Raw genomic sequence first — 21997 nt, forward strand, 5'->3', positions numbered from 1 at the left:
TATCCACATGGTTATCCACAATGGCTTGCAGTTATCCACAGACTTATCCACATCCGCGGAACCGCCGATGGCGCGCGCCGCACCGAACCGTTACGGTCGATCAGTATGAACGCTACGATCACCGCACTTACTGCACTTACCGCGCCGTCTCCACTCGCCGAGCCGCCCGACCCGGCCGCATCGTCCACGGCGTCGCCCGCGCCACTGCCCATGCCCACGTCATCGCCGCCCATCGTACGCGAAGACAAGCCGCTGCTCACCGAACGCGACCTTCCCGGTCCGCTCAGTCTCAATATGCTGATCTCCAACGGTTCCCTCGCCCGGCTGGACTCATCCAGCGGCTACCAACGATCCCACGCGACGACCCTATACGGCCGCGCCACGATCCTGGCCGACATGGTGCCGCGCAACGCCACCGTCTGTGCGCTGACCGCGGCATGGCTATGGCTGGGCGGCACGTTCCCGAACACCGTTGATGTGATCTCCCGATCGCATTACCGGGCAGCGGCGCATAGCCGTAAAATACGCGTGTTCAACCGCAAAAGCCCTTCCGAACACCTGATCCAGATCGGCGGCACGCGCGTGACGACGCCGGCACGCACGGTCTGCGACCTGTCGCTGCTGCCGACCGACGAACCAGACTGCGGCGCGACCATCTGCGATCTTATGACCGAATACCGTGTGACGGCGGACGACTGTCTGCACATCCTCGACCGTAACCCGTTCTGGCCGCGGGCCTCAGCCGCGCGTGTCCTGTTCGAGGACATGAGGCGTCCATGATCGGCCGGCGAAGACATGCCGTGCGACGTCGTCTCGACCCGCACGTCGGCAGACTGCGTCGACTGCCACGGGCGGATTCCGACGGGCGGCGGCACGGCGGCGGACCGGACGGAGACGAGGTGCTGTCTCCCCCGCAACCACCGCTGCTGCTCACCCCGCTAGTCGCGTGCGATCCGACCACCGACATGGACATCCTGTGGCATATCGCCCGCGAGGCGCCGGAACTGCGCCGCTGGCTCGTGGCGAACCCGCGCGCGGACGCGGCGCTGCTCGAATACGTGGCGCAGGCCGGCGGCCCCGGCGTGCGCGAAGCGCTCACCATCCTGCTCGACGGGTGAACGACGGCCCGGCGCTTCTCCTGATCAGGCCCGGCTTAACCGCGCCGGTCGGGCTCAATTCGGTTCCCGATCAGTCCCAGGCCGACGTGTCCCGGTCCGACCCGGCTCAGCCCTTGATCTTGAGCACTTCGGCGTAGATCTGCTTGCGGTTGGGCAGCGAACCGTCCGGCAGCGGATGCTCCTGCGCGACCTGCGCGATCGCGTCCTTGATACGCAGCCCGTCATCAAGCGCACGGTCGATCGCAAGCACGGCCAGCTCCTCGACGCTCAACGTCGCGGGCGCGGCCGCAGCGGCCTCCTCGTCGGACGCGCCGCCGATCACGAGCACGATCTCGCCGCGCGGCGGATCGTCGATCACGCCCTGCCTGATCTCGGCAATCGTGCCGCGACGGATCTCTTCATAATCCTTGGTCAGCTCACGACACAGCGCCATCGGACGGTCCGGCCCGAATCCGTCGAGCAGGTCATCCATCGACTCGGCGATACGATGCGGCGTCTCATAGAACACGATCGTGCGGCGTTCGGAAAGCAGCATACGCAGATGCTGCACGCGCTCGGAGTGCTTGCGCGGCAGGAATCCCTCGTAGCAGAACCGATCGGTCGGCAGGCCGGACAGGGCGAGCGCGTCCAGCACGGCGGACGGGCCGGGCGCGCAGGTGACCGGCAGCCCGCGTTCGATCGCGCGGCGCACGATCGCCAGTCCCGGATCGTTGATCGTCGGCATGCCGGCATCGGAGACGACAAGCACGGTCGCACCGGTTTCGACCCGGTCGAGCAGACCGTCGGCCTTGTTGCGTTCGTTATGGTCGTGGTATGCGACGACGGTGCCGTTCACGTGCACGCCGAGACGGTTCGCGAGATCGTACAGTCGGCGCGTGTCCTCGGCCGCGACAATATCGGCGTCGGCGAGCAGCGCGCGCAACCGGGCCGACGCGTCGCCGACGTTGCCGATCGGCGTGGCGGCGAGCACGACGGTGCCGCGCGGGATGGTGATCATATGATCGGACGACGGTGTGTCGGACGGCACGGATTCGCGTTCGCCGGCGACCGGTGATGCGTCTGTCATACCGGCCGTGACCGGGATATCCGATGCACTGTCGACCGATTCGGATTCATCGTCGAGGATGGGCTGCCCTTCATGCACATGTGTCATGACACCCAGTATTCCGCACGCTAGGTACTCGCGCCATACTCCCATCTTTGGAGGCTGTGTTCGACGGGAGCCGTCCGCTTTCGACCAGCATGCGTCCCCTTCCGGTGGAATCCGGACGCTGCGGCAGCATATCGAGGCCGTTTTCGTCCAGAGCAACAGCTTTCTGGCGGGATCCGGACGCTCAGGGCCGGGTTAGCGTCCGCTCTCGACTAGAACCCCTTGGTATCGGCGGCAGCATCAGGCAAGAATCCGTCCGGGAAAAACAAAAAACCCTCGCATTTCGCGAGGGCTCATTGGCTGGGATGCCTGGACTCGAACCAAGAATGGCTGAACCAGAATCAGCTGTGTTGCCAATTACACCACATCCCAATTTGGCTGGCGTACCAACTCCGAGGAGTCAGCCGTCGTACCCCCAACCGGATTTGAACCGGTGTTGGCGCCGTGAGAGGGCGTAGTCCTAGACCGCTAGACGATGGGGGCATATTCAGTTTTTCAACCGGTTGTGCAGCGAACCGCGCAACGAGTGATTAATATACGCGAGAGTCCACCTTTGCGCAACTCACGGCGTGTCGCCATATTTTCCAACAGTTTCGGAAGCCACGGCGCCCCGCCTCGGATCATCCGACGACCCTGCCGCAGCGCCGCCCATGTTCCCCCGCAGTCCACCGGCGATCAACCTTGCGACCCGACAGCTCGAACAGTCTGCCCGCCCCGCAGTCCGCATCTCCTCGCACACCCCGCAGTCCGTATCCCTTCACGCACCCCGCAGTCGTATCCCTTCACGCACGCCGCCCGTACCCCGCAGTCCGCCCCCTCGCGCACCCCCGCAGTCCGCACCCTTTCGCGCACCTCACAGTCCACACCCTTTCATACACGCCACCCACCACACACCCTCACGCACGCCAACATCCCTCCCGGGCATACGGCCGTTTCGCATCCCACAGCCGACCGTATGCCCGGGAGCACGCACCACAACACACCGTACCGCCCGGGCTTACGGCCAGTTGCAGAACCTGAAACGGCCGTATGCCCGGGAAGAAGTCAGGAAGCTGCCGACGACCGCGACTCCGCCAACCGGACGAGGCACGACGCGCAAACGCAACAAAGGCCCCGGGCGAGAACCCGAGGCCTTGTGTATCCGTACCCCCAACCGGATTTGAACCGGTGTTGGCGCCGTGAGAGGGCGTAGTCCTAGACCGCTAGACGATGGGGGCTTGAGTTATCCGCTACGTAGCGAACCACGCAACGAAGGTTCAATATACGGGAACCGTTCACCGACGTCAAGCACGGCGTGTCACATGGTGATCCATCGGTTGACAAATTACGATTCACCGACTCTCGCCGCATGAACTCGAAGCGACGAAGCCGATCAAAAAAGGCGCCCGCTCCACAGGACGGACGCCAGAACTCCCTCACAAACGCGAGAACGATCAGTCGATCACAGGTGCTCGCGCAGCCCGCGCAGACGCGCCAGCGACACTTCGCGGCCGACGATCTCCATCGACTCGAACAGCGGCGGCGAGACGCGGCGGCCGGACATCGCCACGCGCACCGGGCCGAACGCCAGGCGCGGCTTGTAGCCGCCGTCCTCCACGAGCGCCTTGTTCAACGTCTCGTGCAGCAGATCGGTCTTCCAGTCGGCCTCGGACACGCCTTCGAGCGCCGCGATCGCCAGATCAAGCACGGCCGCAGAGGAATCCTTGAGCTGCTTCTTCGCGTCGTCCGCCGGCTCGAGGTAGCCCTCAGCCGACAGCAGCGAGCCGACCATGCCGGAAACCTCGCCGAGCAGACGCACGCGCGGCTGCACGAGCGGCGCGGCGGCGGTCAGGATCTCACGCTCGCGGTCGGTCAGCTCGTCCCAGGAATCAGCGGACACCACACCGTCGCGGTGCAGGTACGGCACCGAGCGACGCAGGAAATCGGCAGGATCAAGCATGCGGATGTGTTCGGCGTTGATCGAGATCGCCTTGTCGAGATCGAAGCGGGCCGGGTTGGCCTTCACGTCGCGCACGTCGAACTTGGCGATCATCTCCTCCATCGAGAACACGTCGCGGTCCGGAGCGATCGACCAGCCGAGCAGCGCGAGGTAGTTGAGCAGACCCTCACGGATGAAGCCGGCGTCGCGGTGGTTGAACAGGTTGGACTCCGGGTCGCGCTTGGAAAGCTTCTTGTTGCCCTGGCCCATCACGTACGGCATGTGACCGAACAGCGGGGTGGTCTTGGCGATGCCGAGCTCCTCGAGGTAACGGTAGAGCACGATCTGACGCGGGGTGGAGCTCAGGAGATCCTCGCCGCGCAGCACGACGTTGATGTCCATCATCGCGTCGTCGACCGGGTTGGTGAGCGTGTACAGCGGGTCGCCGTTCGGACGCACGATCACGTAGTCCGGCACGGAACCGGCCTTGAACTCGATGGTGCCGCGGATCAGGTCGTCGAACGCGATGTCCTCGTCGGGCATGCGCAGACGCAGCGCGGGCTTGCGGCCCTCGGCGCGGAACGCGTCCTTCTGTTCCTCGGTCAGGTTGCGGTCGTAGCCGTCGTAGCCGAACTCCTTCGGACGGCCGGCGGCGACGTTGCGCGCCTCGATCTCCTCGGGCGTGGAGAAGGACTCGTACGCGTAGCCGGCCTCGAGCAGCTTGGCGGCCACGTCACGGTAGATGTCGCCGCGCTCGGACTGGCGGTACGGGCCGTGGGGGCCGCCGACGTCGATGCCCTCGTCCCAGTCGATGCCGAGCCAGCGCAGGGCCTCGAGGATCTGGTTGTAGCTTTCCTCGGAGTCACGGGCCGCGTCGGTGTCCTCGATGCGGAAGATCAGCTTGCCGCCGGTGGCGCGGGCTTCGGCCCAGTTGAACAGGGCGGTGCGGACCATGCCGACGTGCGGCGTGCCGGTCGGAGACGGGCAGAAGCGCACGCGCACGTCCTTCGGCAGGGCGGGCTTGCCGTCCTTCGTGTTGTCAGTGGTTGCGGAATTGGTTTCAGCTTCAGTCATAATCCCTTATTCTGCCGCGCAAGCGGGACGTGGGAAGGAAAGGAAAAAATTCCCCATTCGCGATATTCTTGCATATATGCAATCATCTGAGATTCTTCGACAGCTCATGCAACGCAGCGGCATGAACGCGGCGCAATTGGCTCACGCCACCGGACTCAGCGAATCACTGATCTCACGCGCCTTGAACGGACGCATCGACCCGGCGTTCGGCAAGATCACGACCGCTGCGGAGCATCTGGGCTACCAGATCACGCTCAGCCCATTGGAACAGGTCACGCTCGACATGTGCGGGCTGCGCATGGAAGACCTTATCAAGACGATCAATTCCTATGCCGGTCGAGACAATGCCGACTCCTGGCCGCCGATATCGGCCAGCATGAGGGAGTTGTTGGAATCTTCCTCAGCCAGTCCCGCACACGCACTCGAAGATCTTTCAACCGTGCTCAAACGTTTGCCGAACAAGGAATGGCGAGCCTTTATGGCCGGCCTCTACCGCCAACAGCACTGGCCCAACGCGCACGGACTCGCCGAATCAGACCTGAGGCTCCCCGTTCAATGGACTCCCCTGCGCAAGATCTACCGCTCCGCCACACAACCCGACCCGGACTTCCTCGCATACAACGTCTATCTACCGCAAGGAGAACTTCAATGGAAATGACCCGCGGCGAACTCATGTCCCTGATCGACGAGCTGGCGGAATCCTGCGTGGCGCACGGCATTTCGGGGACCATGACGATATACGGCGGATGCGCGATGATGTTCCACCACCCTGATCTGCGAGCGACCCATGACGTGGATTCGGTCTTCCAACCTTACCGCCAGATAAAGGAGTTGGCGGAATCCATCGCATCGCATCATGCCGGCGTAGACCGCCAATGGTTGAACATGCAGGTTCGAGATGTGCTGCCAATCCATGCAGACGATGCTCCAGTGACATATTTCGACCGCGCCGGTTTCACCATCCGATTCGCCTCACAACGGTATCTGCTCGCCATGAAAGCCATGAGTGACCGACGCAGCCAGAAGGATCTGGACGACGCCGCAGTACTATTCAATGCGTTGCATCTCAGGAACTGGATGGATATCGACAACATCGTGCACCAGTATTTCGGCGGTGGGTCAGCCGGATCACAAGAGCTGTTCATGGAGGATATCGAAGATCGGGCGGCGGAACTGGCTCGCCAAACAGCGACAAGCTAGAGCGAGCGGGTGGACTGGCGGACGACCAGGCTGGAGGAGACCTTGCGGAAGACCGGAGCGTCGGTTGGATTGCCGAGCGGGTTCTGACCGGCGATGCGCTCGTTGAGCACGCGTACCGACAGCCGCGCCACCGCCTCAAGCCCAGGTGCGATCGAGGTCAGCGCCGGCGACAGATACTGCGAATCATCGGAATTGTCGAAGCCGACCACCGAAATATCCTCGGGGATGCGCAGTCCACGCATCTGGATCGCATGCATCGCGCCGGAGGCGAGCATGTCGTTAAGCGCCACGACGCCGTCCGGCCGCACGCCGGAGTCCAGCAGCTTATCCATTGCCTCGACGCCATTGTTTCGGTGCCACATCAGCGACGGCGACTCAAGCCTTGCGTCATATTCCACACCGGCCTCTTCCAAGGCCTCCCGATATCCGCGCAATCTCAACCCAGCCGATCCAATCGTCTCCCCGGGATGAGTTCCGATCACGGCGACACGACGGCAACCCGTCTGCAGCAGATACTGGGTGGCGCGCTTGGCGCCCTCCACGTTCTCCGTGGCGATGTGGTCAAATCGTTCCGTGAAAATCCGTTCTCCGATCAGCACCATCGGATAGTCGAGAGTCAGATCCTGCACATCATCAAGCCCAAGTTCCAGCGGGCTGTAGATCAAACCGTCCATCATGGTCTGCTGCGAGCCGAGCAGCGCATCGAATTCGCCCTCGCGCGAGTACAGCGTCGGCTCCACGATCACGCGCAGACCGACCTTCTTCGCCTCCTCGATCACCAGCGACGACAGCTGCGCGAAATACGGCATCTGCAGATCGGGAATCGCCAGTCCGATGATACCGGTGCGGCCGCGGCGCAGGTTGCGGGCAGACACGTTCACCACATAACCGAGGTCGTCGATGGCTTTATGCACTTTCGTTCGCGTCGCATCGGAAACGAACTCATAGTTATTGACGACGTTCGAAACCGTCTTAATCGACACGCCAGCCACTTTGGCGACATCACGCATCGTAACGACATGATCACTGGTGGAAGACCGAGTTACCATTTACTCTCCAATCTCGTCCGTTCAATGTCAAGGTCACGGCGTCATCGCCACAAGTTGGAACGCAAATGTTTCACACATTCCGCGTAGTCAACTGGATTACCACTATACTCGTAGTTACATCGTTGTACAAAACGGATACGGGAAACGTGTTGCATAAAGGAGCGATCATTATGGCAGACGAACGGCCAACGAAGACGTGGGCATTGAATACGAGTCCGTGGCTGGGCGGCGAGACCGGCACGGACGGCGGCACGACGCAACGCCCCAAGGCCTGCCGCGTGATCATCGATAATGATTTCGCCGGCGATCCGGACGATCTGTTCCAGCTGACGCACCATGTGCTGTGCGAGACGGTTGACATCCGGCTGATCGTCGTCTCGCACCTGTGCAACGGCGACTTCATCGACCCATCCGGCGACACGGTCGCGCACGGCACGGCCCGCGTGCGCAAACTGTTCGGATTGCTGGGCTTAACCGGTTATGACGATGCGCTCGTCGCTGGTTCCGAGCTGCCGCTGGCCGACGACCACACGCCGCGGCCGAGCGCCGCGCGCGACGCGATCATCCGCGAGGCGATGCGCGACGACACCGATCTGCCGCTGTTCTACGTGGCCGGCGGCGGCGTGACCGATCTGATCAGCGCGTATCTGACCGAACCGCGCATCGCCGAGCGCATGACGGTCGTGTGGATCGGCGGACAGGAGTATCCGGGGTACGGCGAGGCGCCGCTGGGCCGGCTCGCCAAGGAATACAACGCGCAGATCGACCCGATCGCGGCTCGGATGCTGCTCACGAACTGCGCGTTCCCGCTGTGGCAGGTGCCGCGCAACGCGTACCGGCAGTGCCTCGTCTCGACCGCGGAGTTGGCCGCGCACGTACTGCCGTGCGGTGAACTGGGCAGGTATCTGTGCGGCGAGATCGACAACATCCGGCTGCACGGCGAGCGGTATTGGACGCGGCCGACCGGCGCGTACTGCCTCGGCGACTCGCCGCTGGTGAGCCTGACCGCCCTGCTGACGCCGTGGGATCGGGAACCGGCGTCAAGCCAGTGGATCACGATCGCGCGTCCGACGCTGGACGACGACGATCGGCCGGTCGGCGTGGAGCCGGTGAGCGAGGCGGATGCGCTGGCCGGGCGCGGCATCCACGTGATCACGCAGGTCGACAACCGGCTGCTGTTCGGAGACCTGTTCGCAAAGCTGGCCTTGTTCCGCCGCTGGCAGGGGTGGGACTGACAAGCATCAACTATGACGAGGGCCGCACATCCGACGGTGGATGTGCGGCCCTCGTGTTCCCTGCGCGCCCCGTGTTCATACGGAACTCAGGCAGACAGTCCGGCGAACAGTGCGCTCCAGTCCTGGGACTCGTCGTCACGTGCATCGCGGTTGTTCGGTTCGTTGTTCATGGTGTTGCTCCTTAATCGTACGCCATCGTATGTCTTGACTTATATTAACCGATTCACTCACCTCATCGGGAGATTATCGGTAACTGGAATAAAACTATCACAAAACATCACATTTGCGCAACTCGAACCAACATTCGACACGAAAAATGTGAGCGCTCTCACAAACTCTTCACGAACGGTCAACCGATATCAGCCATACAGTAAGCATCCCGCGCCAACGCATCGGCAATCGTCGTTCAAACCGACCACCGACACCGATCAACAGCCCCATCCGACCGCCATCGGCACAAGCCAACCATCCCAAATACCAGCGGTCCCGTTCACCAACGGCAAGCGGTCACGGAACAAAATCCAACGCATCCCAGCACCGGCCGGGCCGATCGAGCACCTCGCCTATACTTGGGGTCGTTCGCGCGATTGGTGGCAGCAATCGCGCCTGCATCATACGAAAACAGCATCGTCCGTATAACCCATTTCCGGGGTCGTTTCTCGTGTTCATCAAACATGGCGGCCCGGTGACGTCGATGCGACGGTCTGATGTCTCGCGCGGGCTCCTCACCTTCCCGCGGCGCGCGCCAGACCGCAACGAAAGCGCGGAACGCCGCGCGAAAGGCAAGGTGACAAGATGAGGATTGAGATCAAGAAGGGCATGCGTTCGATCGTGGCGGCAGCCGCGGCCGTGGCGCTCGGATTCACGATGGCGGCGTGCGGCAGCTCGAACGACGCCTCCAATACTACCAAGAACGGCGGCTCCGCCGAGACGCCGACCGTCTCGTTCATGCTTGACTGGACGCCGAACACGAACCACATCGGCCTGTACGTGGCGCAGAAGCTCGGCTACTACAAGGACGCCGGCGTGAACGTGAAGATCCTGCCGACCGCGCAGGCCGGCGCGGAATCCAGCGTGGAGAACGGCGTCGCGAACGTCGGCTTCACCACGCTGAGCAACGTGGCCGCGTTCAACGCGCAGGGCTCCAGCCTCAAGTTCGTGTTCGACCTGACGCAGAAGCAGGTGGCCCGCTGGTGCGCGCTCGCCTCGCGCACCGACATCAAGACCCCGAAGGACCTATCCGGCAAGACGTTCGTGAGCTTCGGTTCGGCCGAGCAGAGCGCCGTCGTCTCGCAGATGATCAAGTACGCGGGCGGCACGGGCGAGTTCAAGACCGCGACGGCCGGCACGAACACGTTCGAGACGCTGACCAGCGGCAAGGGTGACTTCGCCGGATTCTACGCGACCTGGGAGGGCGTGGAGAGCGAGCTCAACGGCCCGGCCCTCAACTGCTTCGTCGCCTCCGACTGGGGCGTTCCGGGCAACCCGGACCAGCTCGGCTTCGCGGTGAAGGATTCCTGGCTCAAGGATTCCAAGAACGCCGACGCGCTCAAGAAGTTCCTCGCCGCCACCAAGAAGGGCTACGACTACGCACTGGCCCACCCGGACGACGCCGCCGACATCCTGGTCGACACGGCCAAGGAGGCCCAGATCGATCCGAAGCTCGCCAAGGCGTCCATGAAGCTGATCGTCGACCAGAACATCTGGACCACCGATGACCCGAAGTCGATGCCCGGTACCGTGAACTTCGACGAGGCCCAGCCGTACCTCGACTTCCAGTACAAGGCCGGCACCTACAAGGACGCGGACGACAACGACCCGTCCGAAGCCCCGCAGGCCAAGGACCTCGCCACCAACGAATACGTGGCCTGAGGCGCCCGCAAGCGGTAAGGTCCGCCGGCCAGTCCCAAGTTCGACGATCACGAGGCAGACCTGCTCTTACGACAATGGCAAGCAAGAGGAATCGAATGCGTAATCTCAGGCATTGGCTCGGCGTCATCGCTCCGCCGGCCATCACGGTTGGCGGTCTGCTGATCGTCTGGGAGCTGGCGGTGCGGCTCGGGCATGTCTCCGAGCGCGTGCTCGCCGCGCCCAGTCAGATCGTCGCGTCGATGATCCGCACCTGGCCCGATCTGATGACGGCCGCCGCGATCACGACGTACGAGGGACTGGTCGGTTTCGCGGTCGCGATCGTCGCCGGCATCGTCATCGGCATCGGACTGTACCTGTCGAAGACGCTGCACCGCGCGGTCTATCCGCTGCTGGTCGCCGCGCAGACGATCCCGCTCATCACCGTCGCGCCGCTGTTCATGATCTGGTTCGGGTTCGAGCCGCTCGGCAAGATCGTGATCGTCGCCGTGTTCGGCGTGTTCCCGATCGCCGTGCAGACCGCGCGCGGACTGGCCGCGGTGCCGCAGTTCTATGAGGATGTGGCGCTCACCTGCGGCGCGACCCGCGCATGGGCGCTATGGCATGTGAAGATGCGTGTGGCCGCCCGTCAGATCTTCGGCGGCGTGCGCATCGCCGCCGCGTACATCTTCGGCACGGCGGCGACCGCCGAATACCTCGGCGCGATGAACGGTCTCGGCATCTGGCTGCAGGCCGCGTTCAACTCGTTCCGCACGCCGTTGATCTTCTCGGCCACCGTGGTCGTGATCGTCGAGACGGCCGTGCTGCTCGGCGTGATCTCGCTGATCGAATGGCTCACGCTCGGTGAGGACGACACCGTCTACGACAACTCCGAAGGCGAGTGACGGCAACCGGTCGATCGCCCTATACGACGGTGCCCCGCACGATTCCTGTGCGGGGCACCGTCGTATTATCAGCGGCCTACAGCTCCACTTCGGGCTTGGTGGGGTCGTCCTTAATATGGGCGAACTTGGCGGCGAGCGCCTCCTTGTTCTTGCGCTCGTCCTCCTCCTTGGCGCGGCGCTTGGCCTCCTCCGGATCCCACGTCACGTCGTCGTAGTGGCGTTTCCACTCGGCGGCGGCGATCGGCGCGATCACGCCGGCCGTCGCGTCCAACGTCCCGTCATCCGCCGCACCGGCGCGCGCGTCGAGCAGTGCGCGATACTGGTCGTCGCTCAGGTACAGTCGCGGCACTGCGGTCTGTTCGCGCAGTTCGTTGACGAACAGGATGATCGGCAGCTGCGCGGCCACTGCATCACCGGTGTCCCCGGCCGCATCACCGGCCGTCCGCTCGACAATCGACAGCAGACCGTCGCAGATCACCAGCGATTCGGCGAATCGCGTCGCCAGTCCGTCGACCAGCACGCCGGACGTTCCCGCATCGGCCACTCCGCCGGAGGCATCGGCGTCGGACGCGCCATCACCAGCCTTGCCGGCATCGGCGCTCGATTCCGACACACTAGCCGCACCAGCACCAGCACCAGCACCAGCACCAGCACCAGCATGCTCACCCGCGATCGCCCGCTCGATCATCGGCAACGCATCGCGCACTGCATCCACCGTCGTCTCCGGCCAATCGACGCCCATCGCGCGAACCGCGTCGAACAGCACGTCGGGATCGTGCGCGTCGCGGTAGTCGATCATCGTGTCGTACGCGTCGTTCGCGGCGAGCAGCGCGTCCACGATCGACTGCGGGCGTCCGGGAATCTCGTCCGCGCCTTCGTACACGAACTCGGCGTCGGGCACGGTCACGTCCTCACCGGTCACGATCCGTGCGATCATGCGCGTAAGCCGCACCTGCAGGTTCTCCGCGTATTTCGCGTCGTTGTCCATCTGCTTGGCGTCGGTCAGCGGCCACAGCGCGACCAGTTGCGCCCCGGCCTCGGCCGCCTCGCGCACGGCAGGCAGCGCGGCGACGCGCGCGACCGCGGCGGAATCAAGGGAAACAGTCATATTCGCTCCTTTGCATATGCACGGTATCGTGCCAATCGGCGGGTGCGACCCCAACCCGTCAGCCTTCGGCTGCCACCCTTCCCCATCAGGGGAGGGAAATGCCCGCCCTGTAATTCGAGGGGCGTGCAACAGTCATCATCCTCATTATCGCGCTACTGCACGTCGGCTGCGGGGTCGACGTACGTGATCGACATCACATCGCCGCTCTCGCAGTCGTAGGTGATCGACGTGACGGACGCAAGCGCGGTGTGCCGCAGGAACATCCAGTGTTCGGGATGCCCGGTCTCGAGCAGGTGCCGGTACGACCAGATCGGCGATTCGTGGCTGACGACGACGATCTGCTCGCCGGGATGCTCACGCACCTTCTCGCGCGCGAACTCGCCCACGCGTGCGGCGATCGAACGGTACGACTCGCCCCAGCTCGGCCGGTACAGGTTGAGCACGAGTTTCCAGTTGCCGTTCTTCCACAGCGCGCCCTCGCCGTGGCCGATGCGCTTTCCTCGGAATTCGTTGCCCGCCTCGATCACGCGCGGGTCTGTGTGCAGTTCGAGCGGGGACTGGCCGCGGTCGGCGCGCACGACGTTGAGCTCGTCGATGATCGCGCCGGCGGTTTCGCGCGTGCGCTCGAGCGGCGACGAATAGACCGCGGCAATCGTGTTGGTCTGCGGGTTGGTGGCGAGATAGTGCGCGGTCGCCTCGGCCATGCGCCGGCCGCGGTCGGACAGGTGGAAGCCGGGCAGGCGTTCGTACAGCAGATGGCCGGGATTGTAGACCTTGCCGTGACGGACGAAGTGGATGGTGGTTGCGGTCATCGTGCGGCTCCTTCGGGTTGGCTGGCTGACTGCGGCGCGGCGGTTCGCGGGACGCGCGGTCGCAGCGCGAGTGCGGTTCTCCATCAATTATTCAACATGAATGATCGGGGACGCCGCGTGTCGCGGCAGGCGAACTTCTAGAGTATCCATGACTGCATAAGTGAACAGCAAAACGCATGCATTCGCACGGCTGACCCAAGGCACGGCAACATGACGCAGTGACCTGCCGCGGGGGAGACGGGGAAGCCGAGTCCTTTCAATCTACCAAGCGGTAATCAACGCTGCGCCGGCGTGCGCCCGCACATCCACGGCCGACGACAATCGACCACGACCGGCCGCCGCGACGCAAAACGACGACCGGCCCCACTACCCACCCGTGAGCAGAAAGGAGCGGCTATGGCAACCGCCAATCACCATCCGAACCAGATCGTGAGCGCGATCAAGGACGTTAACCATAAACTCTTCGGCGGGTACGCGGAGCTGCTCCGCATACCCCATACCGCCCGGTTCGCGGTCGGTTCGGTCATCGCATGCATGCCGTTCCCGATGGTCGGCATGACGATCACGATCTCCGTGCAGCAGTACTACGGCAACTATTCGCTGGCCGGCGCGCTCACGGCCGTGCAGGCGATCGCGCTGGCGGTCTTCTCCCCCGTGCTCGGCAAACTGGTCGACAAGTTCGGCCAGCGGCAGGTGTCGATCCCGACGATCATCGTGTGGATGATCGCGTCGACCGCGCTCGTGACGTGCATCACCAACCGCGTGCCCGAATGGATCCTGTACTGCATCGTACCGTTCATGGCCGCGATCCCGCCGTGGGGCGCGATGAGCCGCCAACGTTGGACGACGCTGCTCAAGGGCGACCGCGAGCGCACGAACCGCGCGCTGAGCCTGTCGGGCGTGTTCGACGAGTGCATGTGGGTGATCGGCAATCCGCTCGCCTCGACGCTGGCCGTGATCTCCGGCCTGCTCGCGTTCTCGGTGACCGGCGTGTGCGTGCTCGTCGGCGCGCTGATGTTCTTGACGGAGCTGACGACCGAACCGAAGTCGCAGACCGTGCTCGCGCGCGAGGCCGGCATGACCCGCAAGCAGTACCGCGAGCGCGAGGCGGCGCGCGCGAAGGCCGTGCAGGCGGAAGCGGTCGTGGAGGCGGCCCGCAACCGCGCGGTCGCGCAGGGACTGTCGGACGCCGAGGTGCGTGCGGCGGTCGAACAGGCGCAGGCCGACGCGCTCGCCGGACACAAGGAGTCGATCTGGGGACCGGGCCTGATCGCGGTGTGCGTGACGTGGTTCGGTCTGGGCGCGTTCCAGTCGGCGGCCGGCATTTCGATCGTCGCGTTCGCCACCGAGTCGAACCTCAAGCAGTACACCGGGTTCGTGTTCGCGTGCTTCTCGATCAGCTCGCTGGTCGGCGCGCTCGTCTACGGCGCGAAGAACTGGACGATCCCGCTGTGGAAGCGCTTCTACTTCTGTCTGACCGTCGTCAACCTCGGCATCGGCTGCTTCATGTTCGCGCGTCACCTGTGGGTGATCATGATCATCTACCTGCTGATCGGCGTGTGCCAGGCGCCGACGTGGGTGAACGGCAACCAGCTGATGCTGCACTTGGTGCCGCCGACGCGGTTCACCGAGGGCATGGCGTGGATGGGCGCGATGAATTCGATCGGCGGTTCGGTCGGTTCGGCGATCGCCGGCCAGTTTATCGACCGGATGGGATCGCACGGCGGCTTCCTCGTGGTGACCACGTTGGCATTGGCGTCGCTGGCGATCGCGTTCATCGGCTTCAGGCAGATCAAGTCGAGCACCGAGACGCCGACGCTCACCACCGTGAGCGTGTGATCGACGGACATCCCGACCGAGCGCACCACCCACCGTGTCATTTCGACCGAGCGCATATTTTGTCATTTCGACCGAGCGCAGCGAGCGGAGAAATCTTTTACCGGACAACGCCTTCGGAAGATTTCTCCACTCGGCTTCGCCTCGGTCGAAATGACGGGAGTAAACCTCGCCTCGGTCGAAATACGGGAATGTGCTGCGCTCGGTCGAAAAGATATATACATCAGTCATCGATCAGCCATCACAAACGTATGCTGACATCACCGTAGATGTCAGCATACGTCAGTCATATTGATCATATTTCGAGTATATCTATCTCAATAATACGTAGTTGTCAACGTTACGTAATCCGTTCGCAACCGTCGCGCAACCGATTATCCAGAACGCAAAACCGCGATATTGCGCGGTTCCATGCCGGTCATACAATGTCAGGTATGGCAGTACATCACTACGGCCACTTGTTATAGAGAATGAGATTGAATATGACTGAAGTAACGAGCAATCCCACGGCCGAAACCAAGACCGAACAGGTCGACGCAGACAAGGCGGGTAAGCCCGCACGCAAGACCACGCGGCGCACCGCCAGCGGCAAGACCGCCGCCGCCAAGACCACCACGCGCAGGACGACGCGCAAATCCACCACCAAGACCGCCGCACAGAAGGCGGCCATCCCGGGCCTCGTGGGCGAGACCCCGGCGCAGTCGATCCCGGTGACCGAGCCGGGCCAGTTCGGCCGCATCAACGTCATGGACATCACCCCCGCCGAGGAGCGCGGCATCTTCCCGGCGCGCGTCGAACTGGGCGAGGCGTTCAAGGTCACCGCGCAGGTGTTCATTGAGGGACGCACCAAGGTCGGCGCAACCGCCGTCGTGCGTGGGCCGCGCGGCAAGGAGATGGCCCGCGTGCCGATGACCTGCACCAACCCTGGCCTCGACCGCTGGGAAGTCGAGCTGACCTGCGGCGAGCGTTCCGATGTCAAGCCGTGGGATCCCGACTTCGCCGCGGTCAAGCGCCAGCTGGGCGAATGGACCGTCACGATCGAAGGCTGGGAGGACACGTACGCCTCGTGGCTGCGTGACGCCCGCATCAAGGTCGAAGTGAACGACGATGTGGAGAACGCGCTCGATTCCGGCGCCGAACTGCTCGCCCGCTGGGCCGTGACCAAGGACGCGCGCCTCGACGCCGAACAGCGCAAGCTGCTCAAGGAGGCTGCCAAGACCGCGGCCGACCGCACGCTTGCGCCCGCCGACCGTCTCGCCGCCGCCGACAACGCTCAGATCGAGGCGCTGCACGAGTCCAACCCGCTGCGCGACGGCATCTCGCCGAGCGCGCCTCAGCGCTTCAAGGTCGAGCGTCCGGCCTCCAGCTTCGCCGCATGGTACCAGTTCTTCCCCCGCTCCGAAGGCGCGTACGTCGACCAGACGACCGGCAAGATCGTGCAGGGCACGCTGAAGACTTCCGTGTCCGGCCTCGAACGCGCGAAGGCCGAAGGCTTCGACATCGTGTACCTGCCACCGATCTTCCCGATCGGCGAAACCAACCGCAAGGGCCGCAACAACTCGCTGATCGCCGGCCCGGACGACCCGGGTTCGCCGTTTGGCATCGGCTCGGAGCTCGGCGGTCACGACACCGTCGACCCGCTGCTCGGCACGATGGACGACTTCAAGGCGCTGTGCGCGAAGGCCCATGAGCTCGGCCTCGAGATCGCGCTCGACTTCGCGCTGCAGTGCTCGCCCGACCACCCGTGGGTCAAGGCGCATCCGAACTGGTTCCGCACCAAGCCTGACGGCACGATCGCGTTCGCCGAGAACCCGCCGAAGAAGTATCAGGACATCTACCCGATCGACTTCAACGCCGACATGGAAGGCATCGAGAAAGAAGTCGAGCGGATCATGGATCTGTGGATCGCCGCGGGCGTGACGATCTTCCGCGTCGACAACCCGCACACCAAGCCGGTCCGCTTCTGGCAGGACGTGATCGCGGCCGTGACCAAGAAGCACCCGGAGGTGCTGTTCCTGGCCGAGGCGTTCACCCGCCCGGGCATGATGCGCGCGCTGAGCTACGTCGGCTTCACGCAGTCGCACTGCTACTTCCCGTGGCGCAACACCAAGGAGGAGCTGTCCGAGTACCTGCTCGAGACGAACGGCGACGACGGCTACTACCAGCACAACACGTTCTGGCCGACCACGCCGGACATCCTCACCGCCTACGTGCGCGACAACGGCATCGCCGGCCACGCGGTGCGCGCGGTGCTCGCCGCGATGGGCTCGCCGAGCTGGGGCATCTACAACGGCTTCGAGCTGATCGAGAACAAGCAGCGTCCGGGCTTCGAGGAGCAGATCGACAACGAGAAGTACGAGGTCAAGGTGCGCGACTGGGCGCAGGCCGACAAGTACGGCATCGCCGAGTTGTTGACCTCGCTCAACCGCATCCGCCGCGAGCACGCCGCCGCGTTCAGCTACCACAACCTGAGCCTGCTGCGCACGCACGACGAGAACATCCTCGCGTTCGCGCGCCACACGCCGGCCGAGCTGACCGGCACCGGCAAGGCGGAGACGCTGATCGTCGTGGTGAACCTCGACGGCCACAACGCGCATCAGGACGAGGTGCACTTCGAGATGACCGACTTCGGCGTCGATCCGGCGAAGGGCGCGCATCTGCGCGACGAGCTGACCGGCCGCGAGTTCGAGTGGCACTGGGACAACTTCGTCTCGCTGGCCCCGTGGGCCGACGTCGCGCACGTCTTCACCGTCGTGCGCTAATTCGGCGGTGAGTCGGCTCCAGGGGATTATTCCCGCCCGCGAAACCTGCGAAACCGGTTAGGTAGCCATCCCCGGAGCATCCGCAACCGGCATGCCTCCCCCGGCAGCAACGGCGTCCGTTTCCCACTAGAATCCAACAGATCTTGGCGGGAAACGGACGCTTTTCACATCTTCAGTGTCCGTTTCCCGCCAGGGAACCGCACGTTCTATCAGAAACCGGACTCTCTTTGCATCCCCAGCGCCCGTTTCCCTCCAAAACACCGTCGCTCATGGCGATCAGCCGGCCGTTTTCGCAATACACGGAACGCGGTATTGTGGTGCATGTCAATACAACTGTCGATTCTCAAGGAGAACAACATGGCAGAAACCTTCAACGTCGTGGTCGAGATTCCGCGCGGTTCCAAGAACAAGTACGAAGTGGACCAGGAGACCGGCCGCGTCTTCCTCGACCGCGAGCTGTTCACCGCTATGGGTTACCCGGATGACTACGGCTACATCGAGGGCACGCTGGGCGAGGACGGCGATCCGCTGGACGCGCTCGTGATGGTGACCAACTCCGTGTTCCCGGGCTGCGTCATCGAGTGCCGCGCCGTCGGTCTGTACCACATGGAGGACGAAGAGGGCGGCGACGACAAGGTGCTGTGCGTGCCGGCCGACGTTCGTTACGACGGCGTCAAGGACGTCAAGGACGTCAACGAGTATCACCTCGCCGAGATCAAGCACTTCTTCGAGCAGTACAAGGCCCTCGAGCCGGGCAAGGAAGTCAAGCCGGGCGACTACTGGACCGGTGCGGACGTGGCTGAGAAGGAAATCAAGGAGGCGCGCGAGCGTCTCGCGAACGCGGCGAAGTGATTTCCGTCAGGACAGTTCAGTGAACTGTCCGCAGCCACGTGCGAAGACGCGACAGCGGCTGAGCCGGCATTGAGCCGGCCGCAGGCCGTCCATAATTGCAGGATCGTGGCGGAGAAGGAAATCGTCGAAGCGCGCGAGCGTCTCGCCGCTTCGCAGAAGTGATTTCCCTGTCTTGACGCTCCCAGTCAGCTTTGCTGACAGCCCCTCAACCGAGGGGACCAAGATGGCATGTAGGCTTCCTCGCCTATCGGCGAGGGGGCCTTTTTGTATCCGCTTCCGGCGTAGAATCGATGTGGATTATCGATACATATACCGGGGGCAATCCAATGACGCATCCACGTATCATCCCGCTCGCGCAGACCGAAACCAGCCGCTATCATGTCCGCGATGCCGGAGGCACCGCGGCGCTCAATCACGGACCCGAGCGTACGGTCGTCGACCTCGCCGATCTCGGCTGGCGGTTCGCCTGCGGGCACGGGGATGAGGATATTCTCGAGCCGTCCGCCGCAGCCGCACCCGACTGCGACGATTCGGAAGCAGCCGGCTGGGAGCCGGTCACGCTGCCGCACACCTGGAACGCGCGTGACACGAACGACGGCGTGCGCGGCAACATGAACCGCACGGTCGGCTGGTATCGCGCACATCTGCACGTCGTCGCCGACAACGACACGAACGTCCACAAGGCCGCGACCGCCAAGCCCGGAACCATCATCGTCTCCCCCGGCAGGCGCACGTATCTCGAGTTCGACGGCGTGAACTCGGTCACGTCGCTGTACGTGAACGGCCACGCGCTCGCCCCGCTCGGCTCCGATCCGCGGGACGTCGCGCGCGACACCGGCGATCCGGCGCATCTCGGCGGGTACGCGATGTTCCGGTTCTACCTGACCGACGCGCTGCATGCTGGCGATAACGTGATCGCCGTGCGCGTCGACAACCGTCGCGACCTGCGCGTCGCCCCGCTGTTCGCCGACTTCAATTTCTACGGCGGCATCTACCGTCCGGCACGGCTCGTGCAGACCGCCGACGTGCATCTTGCGCTCGACGACCGCGGCTCGTCCGGACTGCGCATCGTCACGCCGAACGCCGGCCGCAGCGGGTCGGTCGACCGGCCCGATCATCTCGGCCTGACCGAAGTCCATGCGGACATCGTCAACGATGCCGATCGCGAACGCCGCGTGCTCGCCCGGCACGACGATCGTCGCGCCGGGCAACGCAACGGACTGCGGGACGAATGCGACGGCTGCGTCCGCGAGTGCAACAGATGCGTCCGATGATGCGCACGATGTCACTGTCGCCAGCGATGTCATCGATGTCACGCTCGCACCGCACGAACGCCGTCACGTCAAGGTCACGCTGGAAGTCGCCGATCCGCATCTGTGGCAGCCGATCGACTACTCGCGCGGCGCGGCGAACGACGACGTCGCGTATCAGTACGACGTTCGCATGGAACTGATCGACTACGATTCGTCGGCGCACCGTACGGAACCGCAAACGGCCACCGACGCCGCCGCGACCACCGCACCGCTCGATTCGGTCACCGACAAGGTCGGCTACCGCTGGTTCCACGTGAGCCGGGACCACGGCTTCTTCATCAACGGCCGCTCGCACCCGCTGCGCGGCGTCACGCGGCATCAGGACCGCGAGGGGCTCGGCAACGCGCTGCACGACGCGCAGCACCTCGAGGACTTCACGCTCATCATGCAGATGGGCGTGAACTACCTGCGTCTCGCACACTACCCGCACGCGAACTACTTCTACGACCTGTGCGACGCGAACGGCGTGGTCGTGTGGGCGGAGATCCCGTTCATCGACTGGGTCGGCGAGGACGAGCGTTTCGCGGACGTGACCAAGGAGCAGCTGACCGAGCTGATCCGCCAGCAGGGCAACCGCCCGTCGATCTGCTTCTGGGGCCTGCAGAACGAGGTCGGCAACCACAACACCGCGAACCAGTGGATCGCGATGCCGCAACTGTCGCGCGAACTCGACGATCTCGCGCACGCCGAGGACCCGACCCGCTACACCACGCAGGCCGCCGACCAGGACGAAACGGCCAGTTCGCGCGGCGACTGGGCGAGCGACATCATCTCGTGGAACATGTACCCCGGCTGGTATTCGCAGCCCGGCTTCGGCGCGCTCATCGAGCAGAAACGCTCGATCGAACACCGTCCGCTGGGCCTGTCGGAGTACGGCACGGGCGCGAGCGTCGACCAGCACGAATTGCATCCGAACGCGCACAAGACGCGGCCGAACAGTTACTGGCAGCCCGAGGAATACCAGTCGCTGCAGCATGAGGAGGCGCTGGCGTACATCAACGCGCACGACTGGCTGTGGTCGACGTCGCTGTGGAACATGTTCGATTTCGGCGTGGATCACCGGCCGAGCGAGGCGGGACGGTTCGAGATCAACAATAAGGGCCTCGTGACGTGGGACCGGCACGTGAAGAAGGACGCGTTCTACCTGCACAAGGCGAACTGGAACCGGCTTGACCCGTTCGTGTACATCGCGTCGCGGCGGTACGTGGCGCGCGAGGAGGGGCCGAGCACGGTGCGCGTGTACTCGAACCTCGACCGCGTGTGGCTGTCGGTCGCGCACGACGGCGATGCGGCGGTGCGCCACGACGCACGGCCGCTCGGCAACGGCGTGTTCACGGTGGACGGACTGCTGGATGAGCCGGGCGTGTATACGATCCGGGCGTACGGTGACCGTGACGGTGACGATGGGAACGTGTATGCCGACCAGGTGATCTGGACGCGGCTGGCGGACGGCGATCGGACGACCGGCGGACGGATCGTGGGTTCGGATGGCGCGAACGACGGCATCGCGGATGACGGCACCGATGATGGTCGCGAGCGGATCGCGGACGGCGCGCTGGTTCCGTGGTCGCTGTGGGCGCGGCCGGACAGCGGATTCTCGCTGGACCGCGAGGAGCACCGGATGATCGCGCACCGTCCGCTGCCCGAGATCACGCCCGAACAGTGGCGTGAGGCGTTCTCGTTCAACGGTTCCGGCACAATCGACTTCTACGCGACATTGCCGACCGGCCTGACCCCGTCCGACACGGCCGTCATCACCGCCCCGGACGGCACGCAGACCGTGTTCGCCGTCGTGCAGGGATAGCCCCATCCCAAAC

At 64.2% G+C, this 21997-nt stretch carries 17 protein-coding genes and 3 tRNA genes; 12 read left to right on the forward strand and 8 right to left on the reverse strand.

Features of this window, described 5'->3' with window-relative positions; translation table 11 throughout:
* Nucleotides 1-105: 105 nt before the first annotated feature.
* Nucleotides 106-780 (forward strand): alpha/beta hydrolase family protein, encoded by a 675-nt coding sequence (locus JS541_RS01890; RefSeq protein ID WP_214372645.1) that lies wholly within the window; start codon nt 106-108, stop codon nt 778-780.
* Nucleotides 777-1118: a hypothetical protein gene (locus tag JS541_RS14710; RefSeq protein ID WP_240539196.1), complete on the forward strand. Its 342-nt coding sequence runs from the start codon at nt 777-779 to the stop codon at nt 1116-1118. The genes JS541_RS01890 and JS541_RS14710 overlap by 4 nt, the downstream gene beginning before the upstream one ends.
* 106 nt (nt 1119-1224) lie before the next feature.
* On the opposite strand, the gene rsmI is transcribed toward JS541_RS14710, so the two are convergent.
* From rsmI to gltX, 5 genes are all read right to left on the reverse strand, one after another.
* The gene (gene rsmI, locus JS541_RS01900; protein WP_214372777.1) at nt 1225-2184 is read right to left on the reverse strand and encodes a 16S rRNA (cytidine(1402)-2'-O)-methyltransferase; all 960 of its coding nucleotides are present in this window, start codon (nt 2182-2184) and stop codon (nt 1225-1227) included.
* Nucleotides 2185-2565: 381 nt separating this feature from the next.
* Nucleotides 2566-2640, reverse strand: a tRNA-Gln gene (locus tag JS541_RS01905).
* Nucleotides 2641-2678: 38 nt separating this feature from the next.
* A tRNA-Glu gene (locus JS541_RS01910) sits at nt 2679-2751 on the reverse strand.
* 661 nt (nt 2752-3412) lie between these two features.
* Nucleotides 3413-3485: transfer RNA gene (locus JS541_RS01915), tRNA-Glu, on the reverse strand.
* Nucleotides 3486-3709: 224 nt separating this feature from the next.
* The gene (gene gltX, locus JS541_RS01920; protein ID WP_214372648.1) at nt 3710-5260 is read right to left on the reverse strand and encodes a glutamate--tRNA ligase; all 1551 of its coding nucleotides are present in this window, start codon (nt 5258-5260) and stop codon (nt 3710-3712) included.
* Between the two features lie 106 nt (nt 5261-5366).
* Here gltX and JS541_RS01925 point away from each other — a divergent pair, with 106 nt between their 5' ends.
* Nucleotides 5367-5918 (forward strand): helix-turn-helix transcriptional regulator, encoded by a 552-nt coding sequence (locus JS541_RS01925; protein ID WP_274608024.1) that lies wholly within the window; start codon nt 5367-5369, stop codon nt 5916-5918.
* A complete protein-coding gene (locus tag JS541_RS01930) occupies nt 5909-6460 on the forward strand; it encodes a DUF6036 family nucleotidyltransferase (protein WP_214372653.1) in 552 nt (183 codons plus the stop codon). Before JS541_RS01925 ends, JS541_RS01930 begins: the two co-directional genes overlap by 10 nt.
* Here the strand turns inward: JS541_RS01930 and JS541_RS01935 are convergent.
* Complete coding sequence (locus JS541_RS01935; RefSeq protein ID WP_214372655.1) at nt 6457-7509, reverse strand: LacI family DNA-binding transcriptional regulator; 1053 nt, start codon at nt 7507-7509, stop codon at nt 6457-6459. The two genes, JS541_RS01930 and JS541_RS01935, sit on opposite strands and share 4 nt — an antisense overlap.
* 170 nt (nt 7510-7679) lie before the next feature.
* On the opposite strand from JS541_RS01935, the gene JS541_RS01940 reads away from it, so the two are divergent.
* The 3 genes from JS541_RS01940 to JS541_RS01950 all read left to right on the forward strand — a co-directional run bounded on the left by JS541_RS01940 (nt 7680) and on the right by JS541_RS01950 (nt 11497).
* On the forward strand, nt 7680-8744 hold the full coding sequence (locus JS541_RS01940; RefSeq protein ID WP_214372657.1) for a nucleoside hydrolase: 1065 nt from the start codon (nt 7680-7682) through the stop codon (nt 8742-8744).
* 795 nt (nt 8745-9539) lie between these two features.
* Nucleotides 9540-10616: an ABC transporter substrate-binding protein gene (locus JS541_RS01945; RefSeq protein WP_214372659.1), complete on the forward strand. Its 1077-nt coding sequence runs from the start codon at nt 9540-9542 to the stop codon at nt 10614-10616.
* A gap of 95 nt (nt 10617-10711) precedes the next feature.
* On the forward strand, nt 10712-11497 hold the full coding sequence (locus tag JS541_RS01950) for an ABC transporter permease (protein ID WP_214372661.1): 786 nt from the start codon (nt 10712-10714) through the stop codon (nt 11495-11497).
* A gap of 76 nt (nt 11498-11573) precedes the next feature.
* Here JS541_RS01950 and JS541_RS01955 read toward each other — a convergent pair whose 3' ends face one another.
* Nucleotides 11574-12605 (reverse strand): hypothetical protein, encoded by a 1032-nt coding sequence (locus JS541_RS01955; protein ID WP_214372663.1) that lies wholly within the window; start codon nt 12603-12605, stop codon nt 11574-11576.
* A gap of 152 nt (nt 12606-12757) precedes the next feature.
* Nucleotides 12758-13417, reverse strand: coding sequence for a histidine phosphatase family protein (locus JS541_RS01960; RefSeq protein WP_214372665.1), 660 nt, complete (start codon nt 13415-13417; stop codon nt 12758-12760).
* 396 nt (nt 13418-13813) lie between these two features.
* Here JS541_RS01960 and JS541_RS01965 point away from each other — a divergent pair, with 396 nt between their 5' ends.
* The 5 genes from JS541_RS01965 to JS541_RS01985 all read left to right on the forward strand — a co-directional run bounded on the left by JS541_RS01965 (nt 13814) and on the right by JS541_RS01985 (nt 21984).
* On the forward strand, nt 13814-15256 hold the full coding sequence (locus JS541_RS01965; protein WP_214372667.1) for an MFS transporter: 1443 nt from the start codon (nt 13814-13816) through the stop codon (nt 15254-15256).
* Between the two features lie 479 nt (nt 15257-15735).
* Nucleotides 15736-18015 (forward strand): alpha-1,4-glucan--maltose-1-phosphate maltosyltransferase, encoded by a 2280-nt coding sequence (locus JS541_RS01970; protein ID WP_214372669.1) that lies wholly within the window; start codon nt 15736-15738, stop codon nt 18013-18015.
* Between the two features lie 357 nt (nt 18016-18372).
* The gene (locus JS541_RS01975; protein ID WP_214372671.1) at nt 18373-18867 is read left to right on the forward strand and encodes an inorganic diphosphatase; all 495 of its coding nucleotides are present in this window, start codon (nt 18373-18375) and stop codon (nt 18865-18867) included.
* A gap of 326 nt (nt 18868-19193) precedes the next feature.
* Nucleotides 19194-20141: a sugar-binding domain-containing protein gene (locus JS541_RS01980; RefSeq protein WP_214372673.1), complete on the forward strand. Its 948-nt coding sequence runs from the start codon at nt 19194-19196 to the stop codon at nt 20139-20141.
* Entirely contained in the window at nt 20023-21984 is a 1962-nt protein-coding gene (locus JS541_RS01985; RefSeq protein WP_214372675.1) for a glycoside hydrolase family 2 TIM barrel-domain containing protein, read from the forward strand. The genes JS541_RS01980 and JS541_RS01985 overlap by 119 nt, the downstream gene beginning before the upstream one ends.
* The last annotated feature ends 13 nt before the right edge of the window (nt 21985-21997 follow it).

Origin of the sequence: Bifidobacterium sp. SO1, from assembly GCF_018555335.1 — a bacterium.
GTDB classification, from domain to species: domain Bacteria; phylum Actinomycetota; class Actinomycetes; order Actinomycetales; family Bifidobacteriaceae; genus Bifidobacterium; species Bifidobacterium simiiventris.